General features: G+C 62.4%; 13 protein-coding genes. 4 read left to right on the top strand and 9 right to left on the bottom strand.

The annotated features are described in order from the left end of the window. Positions 1-40: 40 nt before the first annotated feature. Positions 41-1,522, bottom strand: a complete 1,482-nt coding sequence (locus ACZ5G6_RS07025) for an NAD-dependent succinate-semialdehyde dehydrogenase (RefSeq protein ID WP_223936356.1) — start codon at positions 1,520-1,522, stop codon at positions 41-43. Between the two features lie 160 nt (positions 1,523-1,682). After that, positions 1,683-2,513, bottom strand: coding sequence for a 16S rRNA (cytidine(1402)-2'-O)-methyltransferase (rsmI, locus tag ACZ5G6_RS07020; protein WP_498691788.1), 831 nt, complete (start codon positions 2,511-2,513; stop codon positions 1,683-1,685). A gap of 163 nt (positions 2,514-2,676) precedes the next feature. Here rsmI and ACZ5G6_RS07015 point away from each other — a divergent pair, with 163 nt between their 5' ends. Both ACZ5G6_RS07015 and ACZ5G6_RS07010 read left to right on the top strand, forming a co-directional pair. Beyond that, positions 2,677-4,536: a dolichyl-phosphate-mannose--protein mannosyltransferase gene (locus ACZ5G6_RS07015; RefSeq protein ID WP_498690384.1), complete on the top strand. Its 1,860-nt coding sequence runs from the start codon at positions 2,677-2,679 to the stop codon at positions 4,534-4,536. 10 nt (positions 4,537-4,546) lie between these two features. Next, complete coding sequence (locus ACZ5G6_RS07010) at positions 4,547-6,379, top strand: AMP-dependent synthetase/ligase (protein WP_498690381.1); 1,833 nt, start codon at positions 4,547-4,549, stop codon at positions 6,377-6,379. A 91-nt stretch (positions 6,380-6,470) separates the two neighbouring features. Here ACZ5G6_RS07010 and ACZ5G6_RS07005 read toward each other — a convergent pair whose 3' ends face one another. Both ACZ5G6_RS07005 and ACZ5G6_RS07000 read right to left on the bottom strand, forming a co-directional pair. Continuing rightward, positions 6,471-7,586 (bottom strand): TIGR01906 family membrane protein, encoded by a 1,116-nt coding sequence (locus tag ACZ5G6_RS07005; protein ID WP_498690379.1) that lies wholly within the window; start codon positions 7,584-7,586, stop codon positions 6,471-6,473. 154 nt (positions 7,587-7,740) lie between these two features. Next, a complete protein-coding gene (locus ACZ5G6_RS07000) occupies positions 7,741-8,736 on the bottom strand; it encodes a stage II sporulation protein M (RefSeq protein ID WP_223936352.1) in 996 nt (331 codons plus the stop codon). Between the two features lie 99 nt (positions 8,737-8,835). On the opposite strand from ACZ5G6_RS07000, the gene ACZ5G6_RS06995 reads away from it, so the two are divergent. Then, on the top strand, positions 8,836-9,639 hold the full coding sequence (locus tag ACZ5G6_RS06995; RefSeq protein ID WP_223936351.1) for an RDD family protein: 804 nt from the start codon (positions 8,836-8,838) through the stop codon (positions 9,637-9,639). A 32-nt stretch (positions 9,640-9,671) separates the two neighbouring features. Here the strand turns inward: ACZ5G6_RS06995 and ACZ5G6_RS06990 are convergent, their stop codons facing one another. The 5 genes from ACZ5G6_RS06990 to ACZ5G6_RS06970 form a co-directional block, all read right to left on the bottom strand. Then, positions 9,672-10,496 carry a pentapeptide repeat-containing protein gene (locus ACZ5G6_RS06990; protein ID WP_223936350.1) on the bottom strand — a complete coding sequence of 275 codons (825 nt, stop codon included), beginning with the start codon at positions 10,494-10,496 and terminating at the stop codon, positions 9,672-9,674. Positions 10,497-10,722: 226 nt separating this feature from the next. After that, entirely contained in the window at positions 10,723-11,943 is a 1,221-nt protein-coding gene (locus tag ACZ5G6_RS06985) for a L,D-transpeptidase (RefSeq protein WP_223936349.1), read from the bottom strand. Between the two features lie 132 nt (positions 11,944-12,075). Next, the gene (gene ahcY / locus ACZ5G6_RS06980; protein ID WP_223936348.1) at positions 12,076-13,554 is read right to left on the bottom strand and encodes an adenosylhomocysteinase; all 1,479 of its coding nucleotides are present in this window, start codon (positions 13,552-13,554) and stop codon (positions 12,076-12,078) included. A 46-nt stretch (positions 13,555-13,600) separates the two neighbouring features. Next, positions 13,601-13,819 (bottom strand): Trm112 family protein, encoded by a 219-nt coding sequence (locus ACZ5G6_RS06975; RefSeq protein ID WP_498690373.1) that lies wholly within the window; start codon positions 13,817-13,819, stop codon positions 13,601-13,603. 133 nt (positions 13,820-13,952) lie between these two features. Continuing rightward, positions 13,953-14,330: a DUF3499 domain-containing protein gene (locus tag ACZ5G6_RS06970; protein ID WP_223936346.1), complete on the bottom strand. Its 378-nt coding sequence runs from the start codon at positions 14,328-14,330 to the stop codon at positions 13,953-13,955. Between the two features lie 142 nt (positions 14,331-14,472). Here ACZ5G6_RS06970 and ACZ5G6_RS06965 point away from each other — a divergent pair, with 142 nt between their 5' ends. Next, the gene (locus ACZ5G6_RS06965; protein WP_223936345.1) at positions 14,473-14,991 is read left to right on the top strand and encodes a metallopeptidase family protein; all 519 of its coding nucleotides are present in this window, start codon (positions 14,473-14,475) and stop codon (positions 14,989-14,991) included.

Raw genomic sequence — 14,991 nt, 5'->3', positions numbered from 1 at the left:
CGTTCTTGTTGCGAGAGCGGTGGACGGGATTCTGGGTAGGTTAGTCGGCGTACGGGTCCGCGATACCTACGTACTGGGTGTAGAGGTACTCTTCGATGCCTTCGGAGCCGCCTTCGCGGCCCAGGCCCGACTGCTTGACGCCACCAAACGGTGCCGCAGCGTTGGAGATGACGCCGGCGTTGAGGCCGAGCATGCCGGTCTCGAGCTTCTCGCTGACCCGGAGGCCACGGTTGAGGTCCTTGGTGAAGACGTAGGCAACCAGGCCGTATTCGGTGTTGTTGGCCAGGCGGATCGCGTCGTCCTCGGTGGAGAACGTGACGATCGGGGCCACCGGTCCGAAGATTTCTTCCTGCAGGATGCGGGAGTCGGCGGCGACGTTCTTCAGCACGGTGGGCTGGTAGAAGTAGCCGGGACCGTCGACGGCGGCACCACCGGTGACTGCTGTGGCACCTCCTGCTACGGCTTCGGTGACGAGGGCGTGCACGCCATCGCGGGCCTTGCCGTCGATCAGCGGACCAACCTTGGACTCCGGCTCAGTACCGCGGGCCGTGGTGAGGGAGCCGATCTTCGCGGCGAACTTCTCAGCGAAGGAATCGGCGATGGACTCGTGCACAATGAAGCGGTTTGCTGCGGTGCAGGCCTCGCCCATGTTGCGCATCTTCGCGGCGATGGCGCCTTCGACGGCCTTGTCCAGATCGGCGTCCTCGAAGACGACGAACGGGGCATTGCCACCGAGTTCCATGGAGGTGCGAAGGACCTTGTCCGCAGCTTCGCGGATGAGTGCCTGGCCAACGGGAGTGGAGCCGGTGAAGGAGATCTTGCGGAGGCGGTCATCCTTGATCAGCGGGCCGGTGACGGCACCGGCCGTGGAGGTCTGGATGACGTTCAGGACACCGGCGGGCAGGCCGGCTTCCTGCATGACCTGGGCGAACAGCAGGCTGGTCAGCGGGGTCAGGTTGGCGGGCTTGAGCACCATGGTGCAACCGGCCGCGACGGCCGGGGCTACCTTGCGGGTGGCCATAGCCAGTGGGAAGTTCCACGGGGTGATGAGCAGGCAGGGTCCAACCGGCTTCTTCTGCACGAGCAGGCGGTTCTTGCCGTCCGGCGCTGCGGAGTAACGGCCGGAAACGCGCACAGCTTCCTCGGAGAACCAGCGCAGGAACTCGGCGCCGTAGGTTACTTCGCCGCGGGCCTCAGCCAGCGGCTTGCCCATTTCCAGGGTCATAAGCAGGGCAAAGTCTTCGGCACGCTCGGTCACCAGTTCGAAGGCACGGCGCAGGATCTCGCCGCGTTCGCGGGGCGCTGTGCGGGCCCAGTCAGCCTGTGCAGCAGCGGCGGCATCCAAGGCCGCGGCACCGTCTTCAGCACCGGCGTCGGAGATGCTGAGCAGGACCTTGCCCGTGGCCGGGTCCTCAACATCAAAAGTCTTTCCGGATCCTGCCGGGCGCCACTGACCGTTGATCAGCAGGCCGGTGGGAACGGAAGCCAGCAGTTCGCTTTCGCGTTCAACCGTGACAGTCATGGCGACTCCTTCGTCTTGGGTGCTTTGGAGGGTTGCACCACTAGGGTTCCTTGCCAGAATTGGCTTGAATTACTGCCACGGTACTGCCACGCGAGAATCAGTGTCTACGCCTTCGCGCACTGCCATACGGGTCCCAATTTGTGCATCTGCACAGGGACGATCAGCGTGCTGCAAGCACCGCCGAGTACAGCTCGCGCTTGCTGACGCGGGCGTCATCTGCCACAGCGGCGACGGCTTCCTTCAAGCGGATGCCTTGGGAGATGAGCTCGTTCACGGCTGCAACGTGGTCTTCCGGCTTGCCGGGAGCTTGCTCGGGCGCCCCACCCACAACAACGGCGATTTCACCGCGAACCTCGTTGTTTTCTGCCCATTCCAGGAGCTCACGCAGCGTTCCGCGGATGACTTCCTCGTAGGTTTTGGTCAGTTCACGGCAAACAGCCACCCGGCGTTCCGCGCCAAAGCGCTCATGCAATGCCCGTAGCATCACTTCAAGCCGGTGCGGGGCCTCGAAGAAGACCATGGTGCGGCGCTCGTCAGCCAACTCCGCGAGGCGGGAATTCCTCTCCCCTGACTTGCGTGGCAGGAACCCTTCAAAGCAGAAGCGGTCTGTTGGCAACCCGGAGAGAGCAAGGGCTGTCAGCACGGCGGAAGGTCCCGGCACGGCCGTAACAGTCAGGCCAGCGGCAACAGCGCCTTCCACCAAGCGGAAGCCAGGGTCCGAGACTGCGGGCATTCCGGCGTCGCTGACCATCAGGATGGTTTTGCCGGCCCGCACATACTCCAGCAGTTCACCGGTCTTGGCTACCTCGTTATGTTCGTGGTAGCTGATGACGCGCCCGGACACCTCCACGCCCAAGGCCTGGACGAGCCGATGCAGGCGGCGGGTGTCCTCCGCGGCCACGATGTCCGAGGTGGCCAAGAGTTCGATCAAGCGGGAGGATGCATCGCCCACGTTGCCGATGGGCGTGGCAGCAAGCACAATCCTGCCGATTGCTGCCGTCGGGCTGGTGTTGGCACCGGCGTCCAGTTCATCGACCGCCGATGCATCGTCAAAGGAGGTCTCATCCGGGGTGCTGCGTTGTTCTTCCACCTGCCAAGCCTAATGCCGCGCGCAGTTCAACGCCGCAGTAAGGATGGAAAGGTAGCATGGGCGGGTGAGCCAGTCCCCCGTTCCCACCACCGATTCCGGAACTCCCGCAGCGTCGGCATTACCAGCCGGAGCCGCGAACGTGGCGGCAACCGATGGCTCCGCTGAGCCCGTCACATCAAACGTGGCCCGGACAACCATGTCCAAAACACCCGGGCCCAAGTCAACCACGTCCTGGCGGCCTCCCTCCGGACAGGGCGCTGCAGCTGGCAGTAACGGGAAGCTGAATTCCGGACGCGGGCTGGAAGGCCACCACTGGATTGCCAGCCCCACCAAGGCCTACACGGTTGGCGCCCTCACGTCGCGCCTGATCGGCGGGATCCAAACCTGGCGGGACTACCCGGCGTCGTTGCGATTATGGTTCTGGCTGATCCCCGCCATCACCGCCGTGATCGGCGGAATCCTGCGTTTCTTCCGCCTTGAGGTCCCGCACAGCCTGGTGTTCGACGAGACGTACTACGTCAAGGACGCGTATTCGTACCTCATCAGCGGATATGAACGCAGCTGGCCTGCCAACGCCAACGATTCCTTCAATGCCGGCAATCCCGGGATCCTGCTCAATACCCCCGAGTACGTGGTTCATCCTCCGGTAGGGAAATGGATGATCACGTTCGGTATGTGGTTGTTCGGTGCGGACAATCCTTTCGGCTGGCGTTTCGGAGCCGCATTGACCGGGACGCTCACGGTCTTCCTTGTCTCGCTCATCGCGCTGAAGCTCTTCCGCTCCCATACCCTTGCCGCAGTGGCCGGGTTGCTGCTCGCGGTGGACGGCCACCACCTGGTTTTGTCGCGAACGTCCCTATTGGATATCTTCCTTGCGTTCTGGATCCTTGCCGCCTTCGGCGCGTTGCTGTTGGACCGCGACGACGGCCGGCGTCGCCTTGCTTCCAGGCTAGCCGCCCAAGCGGCTTCTACGCCCGATGGCCGCCCTACGCGCGCACAACTGTTGGCTGGCCCCTGGCTGGGGATGCGCTGGTGGCGCCTGGTTGCCGGGCTTTGCCTCGGCCTGGCTGTCGGCACCAAATGGTCTGCGCTGTTTTTTGTCGCGGCCTTCGGCTTGTTGACCGTCTTCTGGGACATGAGCGCCCGCCGCATCGCCGGAATCCGCAGCTGGACCAGCGCCGCAATCCTCAAGGACGGCATACCGGCTTTCCTGACCATCGTCCCTGTCGCGGCCGTCACGTACGTGGCCACGTGGACCGGCTGGTTCCTCTCCAAGGACGCCTACTACCGCCAGTGGGCGGCCACCAACCCGGCGCCTGGATGGGATTGGCTGCCCAATTCCGTGCGTTCCCTGGCGCATTACCATTTTGAGGCGTACAAGTTCCACCAGGGCCTCAGTGCCGACCACCCGTACGAGTCCAGCCCCTGGACCTGGCTGCTCATGGGTAGGCCTACCTCGTTCTATTACCAATCACCCAAGCAGGGCACTCCTGGCTGCCTTGCCGAGACCTGTTCCTCGGCCATCCTTCCCGTAGGAAACCCCATCGTGTGGTGGGGTGGCACCATAGCCCTGGTGATCCTGCTCTTCTGGTGGGCGGGCCGCCGGGATTGGCGTGCCGGGGCCATCCTGGCCGGAGTCGCGGCTGGATATCTGCCGTGGTTCATGTACCCGGAACGCACCATGTTCATCTTCTACGCAGTTTCCTTTGAACCGTTCCTCGTGCTTGCCCTGACGTATGTCCTGGGGTTGGTGCTGGGCCGCAGCAGCGATCCTCCTTGGCGGCGGAGGTCTGGACTGTACGTGGTGGGCCTGGTGGTGGTGCTGGCCGTGCTGGCAACTGCGTTCTTCTACCCAGTGCTTACTGCCGAAGTTATCAGCTACCAGGAGTGGCGGATGAGAATGTGGATGCCGTCGTGGATCTAGGAGGAAGAGCGTGAGGGAGGCAAGCACGGAGCTTCTGGTCGAGGCCGACGAGACAACCAACGTGACGGACCTCCTTCTGGAACGATGCGCCAAGGACCCGTTCGGCAACCTTTACGCCCATAAGACGGCAAATGGCTGGCTCAACGTGCCTGCCGCACGCTTCCTCGCCGACGTCCAGGCACTCGCCAAGGGCCTGATCGCAGGCGGCGTCAATCCCGGCGATCCTGTTGCTGTGCTCTCCCATTCAAGCTTCGAATGGACCTTGGTGGATTTCGCCATCTGGATGGCTGGCGGAGTTACCGTGCCCATTTATGAAACCTCGTCGGCAGGCCAGATCGAATGGATCCTTGCCGATTCCGGTGCCCGGCGGATCTTTGTGGAAGATACGTCGAAAGCTGACCTCGTTCACGCCCTGGTTGAGAAGTCGACGGCGTTGGGTGAGGACCCTGTGACGATCATCCGTATGGAGCACGACGGCGAGGCCCCCAACCTGACCAGCCTCGCCGCCGTCGGAATTGGCATCATGGATGCGGAACTGGAGCGTCAGCGCAGCGCCGCAAACCTGTCCGACGTCGCCTCGATCGTCTATACCTCCGGCACAACCGGCAAACCCAAGGGCTGCGAAATCACCCACGGCAACTTCGTGCTCGTTGCCCGGAACGTCATCCCGTTCCTTCCCGAACTGCTGATGCAGCACGGCGCGCGTACGTTGATGTTCCTACCGTTGGCGCACGTCCTGGCGAGGGCAGTTCAGGTGGTCTGCCTCACCGCCGGCATCACGTTGGGCCATAGCTCCGGCGCCAACGGACTCATGGCGGATCTCGGCGCGTTCAAACCCACATTCCTGCTGGCAGTTCCCCGTATCTTCGAAAAGGTCTACGCAGGGGCCGGACACAAAGCAGCCATGTCAGGTAAGTCCGGGCTGTTCGCCGCAGCGTCAGAAACCGCGGTGGAATATTCGACGGCGGTAGACCTCGCCCAGCGCGGGGAGGGACCCGGTCCGGGTTGGTTCCTGGGCCTCAAGCACTCGGCATTCAACAAGCTCCTCTACCCCAAGGTGCGGGAGGTGTTTGGCGGTGCCGTTGGGTACACCGTGTCCGGTGCCAGCCCGCTCAGCCTCCGGGTGAACCATTTCTTCCACGGCGCGGGGATCCCTGTCCTTGAGGGCTACGGCTTGACTGAAACCACTGCGCCTTGCACGGTCAACACGCCAAGCATGTCCCGGATTGGGACCGTTGGCATTCCGTTGCCTGGCACCACCATCCGTGTGGCAACGGATGGCGAGGTGTTGGTCAAGGGAATCGGTGTGTTCAAGGGCTACCACAAGAACGAGGACGCCAATGCTGAGGCTTTCGTGGACGGCTTCTTCCGCACAGGAGACCTCGGCGAGCTCGATCCGGACGGGTTCCTGACCATCACAGGCAGGAAGAAAGACCTGTTGGTCACGGCCGGCGGCAAGAACGTTGCTCCGGGTCCCCTTGAAGAGAAACTTAGGGAGCACCGGCTAGTGGGACAGGCCGTGGTGGTGGGCGACGGCAGGCCGTTCGTCGCAGCGCTGGTGGCCCTGGATCCAGAAGGGCTCGCAGACTGGTGCGCCGAGCACAAGCGTGAGGTCATGTCCCCCAGTGAAGCCGCGAGGGACGAGCACGTGCGTGCGGCCATTCAGTTGGCGGTGGACGAAGCCAACACTCTGGTGTCCTCAGCTGAATCCATCCGTAAATTTGGTTTTATCACCGCAGATCTCAGCGTCGAATCCGGCCACTTGACGCCGTCGCTCAAGCTCAAGCGGGCCGCGGTGGTTAAAGACTTCTCCTCGCTGGTGGAGAAGCTTTACGAAAAGTAGCGGCACCTGCATAGCCGCCAGGACTTGTCCCTGAACGCAGAAACGGACACGAAGCCCGAGTGCAGGGGCCTCGTGTCCGTTCAGCGGTTCGTTATCCGACGGTTTCGGTGGTGTCCTTGCGGAGACCGACTGCATCGCCTTCGTCGTCGGTCTCTGTCGAGGATGACTCGTCGTCATCGGCCGCTGGCTTGGGCTCCAACCCTCGGCGACGGCGCGTGGGCCAGGTGAGGATGAACGTAACCGTCGCAGCCAGGAACACCAGCGCTCCGATCACGATTCCTGCGTCCACCCAGAACTGTCCCGGGAAGAGGCGGATGAGGGTGTCTTCCAGGGAGAACGTCCACGTGCCGTTGGCGAAGAAGATCCGGTGGAATTCCGTGAAGAACTGCTGCCAGCTCAGGGCTGCCAACACGGCAAGGCCAATGATGATGACCAACGTGACGATGGACCCGGCGAAGAGCCCGCGCCGAACGCCGCCTTCACTGCGTTTACGCAAGTAGACAATGGCAATGATGCTCAGGAGGATGAGGAGCAGGCCGGCACCAAACGATGTCAAAATGACGAGCTTCACGTCCGCCATGTGCGAGACTTCGCTGTCTTTGAAAAGCTTGGCCCCGTCCTGGTTGACCAGCCCACCCAAATACCGCGGCCCTGACCAGTTGCTCAAGTAGTCCACGGCATAGGAGCCATAGGTCATGCGATCGTCCGTGCTGAAACCGTAGCCGTCTCCAGGGAAACCAGGACGGTTGTATTCGACCCACAGGAACAGGGGGCTGGTAACTGCCCGGACAGCCAGGACCAGCAGGATCACCGGGAAGAAGACCGCCAGCAGCACCTGGAAAATGCGGGGGCCGATCGGCTTGACCTTCGCCGCCTGTTCGCGTTCGGCATTGCGCCGTGCGACCTCGTCCGCTGGCGGACGAACCTGAAGGGCCGACGTCGGCAACGGTTCCGAATAGTGCGACTGTTGGCGAGCTGCGGGCGCATCGGCCACTGTCTCAGCGAAAAGCGGTGGCTCCGGCTCAGTGTCCGCAGCCTCGGCAGCCTTCCGGTCAGCCCGGCTCTCTGGCTGAACCGGTACGGGGGCTGGGGACGCAGCAGAAGAACCACCCGGTGCCTTGGGCTTCATCCAGTCGAAGGCCGGCTCGTCAGGGTCCTCATGGACGTCCGTCTCCGGATCTTGTGGTTTTGGGCTCTTGTCGCTCACAGCGGTTTCACTTCCGTAGGCATCAACCGGCTCAACCATGCTGCCGGCACTCTTGTCTGCATTCGAGCCTACAGTCCGGGTTTGCGCGGAGACGAGGAGCCACCCCGCCTACAGCAAGATCGAAACGTAACTGTAAGGTGCGGGCGTGTTGCCCCTAGGCAGCAATCCCACGGTATCCGGCGTCGTGGCTATCCAGGTCGCCCGTGGCACCGGAGCGGAATGAACGTCCACCAAGGACCAACGTGTACGTCCAATAGCCAGCCAGGACCAGTGCCCCAATCGCGATCTTCACCCAAACCGGCAGGAGGCTTGGCGTCACGAACGCTTCCACCACGCCCGAGATGAGGAGTACCAGGACCAAGCCGAGTGCAACCGTAATGAGCGAACGTCCTTCGTCGGCGACGGCCTGCATCCGGGTCCTGGGTCCAGGCCTGACCATCGACCAGAAAATCTTCAATCCGGCTGCGCAGGCGATGAACACTGCGGTGAGTTCCATGAGGCCATGCGGAAGGATGTAGCTGAAGAAGACATCCAGCTTTCCCGCCGCGGCAAACACCCCGGCGGCTACCCCGACGCCTTGGGCGTTGAGGAAGAGAATCATGGGCACCCAAAACCCCGTAATTCCGAATGCCACGGCTTGGGCGGAAATCCAGGCGTTGTTGGTCCAGACCGCGCCTGCAAAGGACGCTGCCGGGTTCTCTGAGTAGTAGTCGATGAAATCGTCTTCGATGTACTGACGCACCCTGTCATCGCTGCCAAAAGCGGCCCGCAGCGCCTCAGGCGACGTCCCGATCCAAAGGGCATACGCGCCACCAACCAGCACGAAGAAAACCCCACACCAAACCGTCAGCCATCGGAGCCTGTAAAACGCCGCGGGCAGTGCGATGACAAAGAAGCGCGCGAGGTCTTCCATGAAGTTCGAACGCGCCCCGGTGAATCTGGTCCGTGCCTGGGCAAGTGCGGCAGAGAGCGATGATGACAAGGCCGTCTCGGGAGCCACAGAGCGGATCAAGGACAAATGCGCGGAGACAGTCTGGTACAGGCGCAATAATTCGTCGGCCTCGGCTCCAGTGAGCCGCCGCTTATGCGCCAGGAAAGTGAGCCGCGACCATTTGTCCCCATGCACGGCCGAAAAGGCATCGATGTCCACGCCACCACCCTAGCTCCTGTTCGCCGCGCTGAGCACAGCTTAGACTCGTTGATGCGGGCACGGTGTGCGCCCGCCGCGAGTGCTACGCACGGGGGGACCTTGAGTTCTATCATCACAGGCGAGGCAGTTGTCCTGGAGTTGCGCCCGGCATCCTTCGCTGCCCGCGCGCTGGGGCTCATTCTGGACGTCATTGCCAACGTCCTGCTACTGATCCTCCTGATCATCCTGATCTTCTCGGCGGCCCGCGACCTCGATGAAGCGGCCATACGGGCCATGATCCTGGCTTGCGTCGTTTTCTCCTTCGTCATCGTTCCCGTGGCAGTGGAGACACTCACTCGGGGGCGCTCACTGGGGAAACTCGCGGCCGGGCTGCGTGTGGTCCGGGACGACGGCGGTTCCATCAGATTCCGCCACGCGGTCATTCGTGGGCTGCTCGGGTTCCTTGAGATCTACATGACTTTCGGTGGCCTCGCCATTGCCGTGGCGCTCTTCAACGCCAAGTCCAAGCGCCTCGGCGACGTCGTTGCCGGAACCTACTCGCTCCGGCAGCGCGTCCCTTCCACGCCGAGGATCATTCCTGGTGCTCCGCCGTACCTTCAACCGTGGGTATCCATGGCGGACATTGGCAGGGTTCCCGACGCCACAGCCCGCAGGGCCGGGACCTTCGTCCAGCAGGCATACCTCATGGCACCATCCTCACGCATCAGGATGGCTGCGGCGCTGGCCACCGAGCTTGCCAACTATGTCGCACCTCCGCCGCCCGCCGGAACCATCCCCGAGGACTACATAGGGGCGGTCCTCGGCGAGCGGCGCAACCGCGAGCTTGCCCGCCTTCGCACGGCCGAACAGCGCAACGCCGCCGTCGGCGAAAGGCTGCGCAGGCTGCCCTTCACACAGGGCTGAGACGACGCCCGGCTGCGGCCATCGTTATGTTCCTAGTGCCAGTGGGCTGGCGTGATGAGCCTTTCGGGTAGGCGCGTTTCGAAGTTTCCTTGGGCGGCGTTGATTTGCGGTTGGGTGACGTAGAGGGTCTTGGCGAGATTGGCGCCGTGGAGACGGGTATCCCGCAGGTCGGCACCCAGGAGGTCCGCCGCGGTTAGGTCGCTGTGCTCCAGGTTTGCCCCTATGAGGTAGGCACCGCGAAGATCCGAGCCGCATAATCGTCGCCCGGCCAGGTTGGTGCCCATGAGGTCGGCACCTGGGTGGATGCCGCCGTCGAACCTTTCACGACCCTCAGCCCCATACGAGGCCCGTACCTCCGCGCTGACCTCCATCAGCAGCGCACGCACCCCGGCGTGTAAACGCTCGACGTCGGCGGCCAGGACCGCGGACGCGTCGCCTCCTGCCGTGGTTTCTATGTCAGAGGACAACTGACCGGCCGTGGCCGCCAGCTCGGGATCGAATGCGCGTTGCTGTGCTTCCGATAAGTACCACAGCATTTCATGGAGTTGCTTGACGACCTTGAAGACAGCAAACATCGAAGATTTGGACAGTGGGTCCTGAACCCAACTCGTGCCCCCGAACGTGAGTTGGGAAACCACTTGGCCGGCGCCGAAGCAGTCAAAAACAGTGCACCCACTGAATCCCCTTGGCCGCAAACGTTGATGGATGGTGCAGGAAAAGTCGCTGGCCATGTTCGGGCAGGCCGAGGCAGCAGGCTTATCGATTGCGAAATCAGCCGAGCGGGCAAATCCGAGGGCAGTGCAACAGAGGGCAAAGCAGTTGCCGCAGTCCGGGCGAAGGGTTGGCGAAATAGTCATTAGTGCTCCAGGCGATGAAATGGAATCCGGTGGAAGGAGCCGGGGAACCCGTGGGGTTCCCCTAACGAAGATTCGTCATCACCACTGAGGGCAGCACAAATGAAAGGACCGACAACATGCCAGGACCAGAAAAGAGGATCAAAGAGCGCAGGAAATAATCACTGCCTCGATCTTAACAGCAGTTCTGCCCGGCGCGTGCCGGTGACTTCGACTTTTGAGTGGAGTATTATCGCTGGGCGTAGCTTGCCCAGGGGATGTTCCAGTCGCCGAAGCCCTCAAGGGGTTCAACAGCCGGTGCCCCGGTATTCAGGATCTGCACCACGTCACCGGTTTTCATATTGTTGAAGAACCATGCAGCATCGTCCGGCAGCAGGCCGACGCAGCCGTGTGAGACGTTCACGCGGCCAATAGCCCCCCAAGCGGATTCCAGCGCTTGGTGGACGTAGACGCCGGACCAGGTGAGGCGGTTGGCGTAGTCCACCACCATCGGCGCATAGTAGCCCTTGTCCCCCGGTTTGAGGCCGATGCTTCCAGCGTTGAAGTTGGATTTGCGTTCCTGCTCCAGGATCACGGCGTACCCGGTGGGCGAGAGCCAGTCTTCTCCGCCCAGCGATACGGGTGCGGTGTGCATCAGTTGGCCGTCGAAGTACACGTTCATTGTCTTCGTGTTGTCATCCACTACAGCCACCCGCTGAGGTCCCGTAGTGAAGGTGGAAACGACATCGCCGTTGCCGATCATGTTGTTGCCGAAGTCCACGCCCAGAAGCTTCATTTCCACCGTGACGGTGGTTCCGGACGCCCAGAATGCCTCCGGACGAATGCGGACCTTCTTGTCCGAGTACCAATGCCAGGCCACTGGCTGGCCTGACGAAACCGTGATGGCCACGCGCTTTTCCATGGCAGCCTTGTCAACCACAGGTTCACTGAAGTTGATTTCAATCGGCTGGCCCGAACCGGCCACCGTGCCATTACGCGGATAAATGGAAGCATCGGCTTCGTAGGCAGCGGAAACCGTGGTGAAGGTCTGCGTCTTCTTGGTTTCCTTGCCGGCTGTGTCCACAACGGTGAAGGAGTAGCTGTATTGGGTCTTGAACTTCAGGACCTCAAGGGTGGTCCACGTGCTGCCATCTGCGCTGGTCTTGCCCTGCACAGGTGTACCGCCGTCAACCGGCGCCAGCACTACGTCCTTGACCTTGCCATTGACGGCCTTGATCTGGGGGCCAACAACCGGATTCCACTCCACAGCGCCGTCCAGCGGTGTGATGCCCAGTTCAACAGGTTTGGCTTCTGGCGTCGGAGTGGACTGGGCTACTCCAGGGCCACCCTGGGTGGAACCGGCCAGCAATCCAGGAACGGTGGCGACGCCGATACCCCCCACGACGATGGCAGCGCAGATCCCTGCAATGGCAAGGATCTTGCCCTTTTTGCGTGTGGCGACTTCCGTCATGGTTCCCGTCTTCCTGTCCCCCGGCAAGCAATACTGAACACCCAATTCTAGCCGAAGGGCCGGCCACGCTGGTCACGTGTCCGGCCCTTCACCACGAGTTTGAGGCCGCTGCCCCATCAACGTGAATGCGGCTTAGTAGCGGTAGTGCTCCGGCTTGTAGGGGCCTGCAACGTCCAGGTCCAGGTAGTCTGCCTGGTCCTTGCTCAGTTCCGTCAACTCCACGCCCAGTGCATCCAAGTGCAGGCGTGCCACCTTTTCGTCCAGGATCTTGGGGAGGACGTAAACCTGCTTCTGGTATTCGCGTTCCCCGGCTGGCTGGTCCTTCTTGGTCCAGAGTTCAATCTGCGCGATCGTCTGGTTGGTGAACGAGTTGCTCATCACGAACGATGGGTGGCCCGTTGCATTGCCCAGGTTGAGGAGCCTGCCTTCAGACAGGACGATGATTGAACGCTCGGAGTCGGAGCCGGCATCAAAGACCCATTCGTGAACCTGCGGCTTGATTTCCACCTTCTTGACACCGGGAACCTTCGCCAGGCCGGCGATGTCGATCTCGTTATCGAAGTGGCCGATGTTGCCCACGATCGCCTTGTTCTTCATGCCCAGCATGTGCTCGGCCATGATGACGTCCTTGTTTCCGGTGGTGGTGATGAAGATGTCACCTTGGGCAAGCACGGATTCCAGCTTGGCCACCTGGTAGCCGTCCATTGCGGCTTGCAGCGCACAAATGGGGTCGATCTCGGTAACTACAACGCGCGAACCCTGGCCTCGCAGCGCCTCTGCCGCACCCTTGCCGACGTCGCCATAGCCGCAGACGACGGCGACCTTGCCGCCCATCAGGACGTCAGTGGCCCTGTTGATGCCGTCCGGCAGCGAGTGGCGGATGCCGTACTTGTTGTCGAACTTGCTCTTGGTGACGGAGTCGTTGACGTTGATGGCCGGGAACAGCAGCTTTCCCTGTTCGGCGAGCTGGTACAGACGGTGCACTCCCGTGGTAGTTTCCTCGGTCACGCCTTCCACTCGCGCTGCCAGGCGAGTCCACTTCTGCGGGTCCTCGGCCAAGGTCCGGCGAAGGAGGTCAAGAATGAGGACGTACTCCTCGGCGTCTTCCTCCGTGGCTGCCGGAACTGCACCTGCAGCTTCGAATTCGACGCCCTTGTGCAGCAGCAGGGTGGCGTCGCCGCCGTCGTCCAGAATCATGTTGGGACCCAACTCCGGGTTGGTGTCCGCTCCCGGCCAGGTGAGGATCTGCTCAGCGGTCCACCAGTACTCCTCGAGGGTCTCGCCCTTCCAGGCGAAGACGGGAACGCCCTGCGGATCTTCCGGCGTACCTTTGCCGACCACGACGGCGGCAGCGGCCTCGTCCTGGGTGGAGAAAATGTTGCACGAGGCCCAGCGGACCTCGGCGCCCAGTGCTGTAAGGGTTTCGATCAAGACGGCGGTCTGTACCGTCATGTGCAGCGAACCGGCGATGCGTGCGCCCTTGAGCGGCTGCGAGGCACCGAACTCAGCACGAAGGGACATGAGGCCCGGCATTTCGTGCTCGGCGAGACGGATCTGGTGGCGGCCTGCCTCGGCAAGGGAAATGTCAGCCACTTTGTAGTCGAAAGTCATGGAAGTCCTTTAGGTGTACCGTGCGGGATTGCTGTCTGGAAGTACGTCAGGCTTTGGCGTGGTGCTGGCCGGAGCCTGCGGCGTTGGAAGCAGCAAGCAGTTCCGGCGGCAGAAGCAAGGGAATGCCGTCCTCGATCGCGTAACGGACCTTTTTACCGTTTTCGGCGGGAGCAGTTGAAACAAGTTCCTCGCCCTCCTGGACCAGCGGTGAGCCCGTCACGGGGCAGCGCAGGATGGACAACAGTTCAGGACTGACCTTTGGCATGAATGATGCTCCCTGGATGGCGCGCGTGTGGCGCCGCTGGCGGATTTGTCTGCAGATTCCAGCCTACAGCGCAGGACCACGCCACAAGGATCCGACGACGATTTGAGTCCCGGCAGGGGCTGGTCAAGCAGAACTAGGACGGTTCCCGCAAAATCCGCAAATGGCCGCGGCGCGTACCTTCAACCATTGCCGGCGCCTCGACGTGCGGGCGACTGGTGCGGGCGGGGGTGTCCGTGGCCGCCGACGCAGCTTCCCGCACCGCGTTGGCAAGTGCCAGCAGGTCGTCGGGGCCTGGCTCCGGAGGTGTTGTAGGCATTGCCAGGCGCAAGACTTCCCAGCCTCGCGGAACCGTAAGGGATTCCGCATGCTGGGCGCAGAGATCGTAAGCATGTGGTTCGGCGTACGTGGCGAGCGGGCCGAGGACCGCCGTCGACTCGGCGTACACGTACGTCAAAGTAGCCACCGCGGATTGGCGGCAGGCGGACCTTGAACACTGACGAATAGCACCCACAACATCCCAGATTAGCGCCCTTTGGCCACTACCCTGTGCATTGGCTGCCCGTGGCCCACCCGCAAGCTGCAGTTTGTGTCGCTGGCGGCGCGCTGCACGGCATGATGTCGCGCTGGCGGTTCCTCGGGACTAAAGTCGATATATGCAGTCACAGCCACATGTTCCTGGCTTCACAATCCGGTGGACTGACGCCGATGGCGATCAGGCAAAGGAACACACCGGCGCGGATGTCCGTGGTTTCCGGCGGCGCAGGAGAAACCGCCACGGGAGGGGACTGCGCGGAGAACTCATGCTCCCAAGCCTCCCCGGCTTCCGGACGCGCGCAGAACGTTTTGACGACATGGTGCTGGACTCCGCTGAACGCCTCCAGGATATGTGGGGCAAGCAGTTGGATGGCGTGCTCTTTGCGGTCGACGAAATCCCACCGAACCTTGAGCAATTGGTCGCGGAGGGTACGGCAGCTCCCATGGGCTCCTACACTCCGGGCGGCCGTGGGGAAGCGCCCATGATCACCGTGTACCGGAGGGTCGTCGAACAGACTGCCGGAACTCGGGAAGAGCTCCAGGACCTCGTCCATGACGTCGTGGTGGAGTACACCGCGGAAATGCTCGGTGTCCCACCAGAGACGCTGGATCCTGTATACCGGCGTCGCTACCAGTAG

The sequence above is a fragment of the Arthrobacter sp. TmtSoilC51 genome, assembly GCF_055388015.1.
This window is presented reverse-complemented; position numbering and strand designations above follow the sequence as displayed.

Coding starts and splice junctions, on each gene's coding strand:
- ACZ5G6_RS06985 (WP_223936349.1), bottom strand. CDS start 11,943: ATGACGGAAGTCGCCACACGCAAAAAGGGCAAGATCCTTGCCATTGCA.
- ACZ5G6_RS06965 (WP_223936345.1), top strand. CDS start 14,473: ATGCAGTCACAGCCACATGTTCCTGGCTTCACAATCCGGTGGACTGAC.
- ahcY (WP_223936348.1), bottom strand. CDS start 13,554: ATGACTTTCGACTACAAAGTGGCTGACATTTCCCTTGCCGAGGCAGGC.
- ACZ5G6_RS06975 (WP_498690373.1), bottom strand. CDS start 13,819: ATGCCAAAGGTCAGTCCTGAACTGTTGTCCATCCTGCGCTGCCCCGTG.
- ACZ5G6_RS07025 (WP_223936356.1), bottom strand. CDS start 1,522: ATGACTGTCACGGTTGAACGCGAAAGCGAACTGCTGGCTTCCGTTCCC.
- ACZ5G6_RS06990 (WP_223936350.1), bottom strand. CDS start 10,496: ATGACTATTTCGCCAACCCTTCGCCCGGACTGCGGCAACTGCTTTGCC.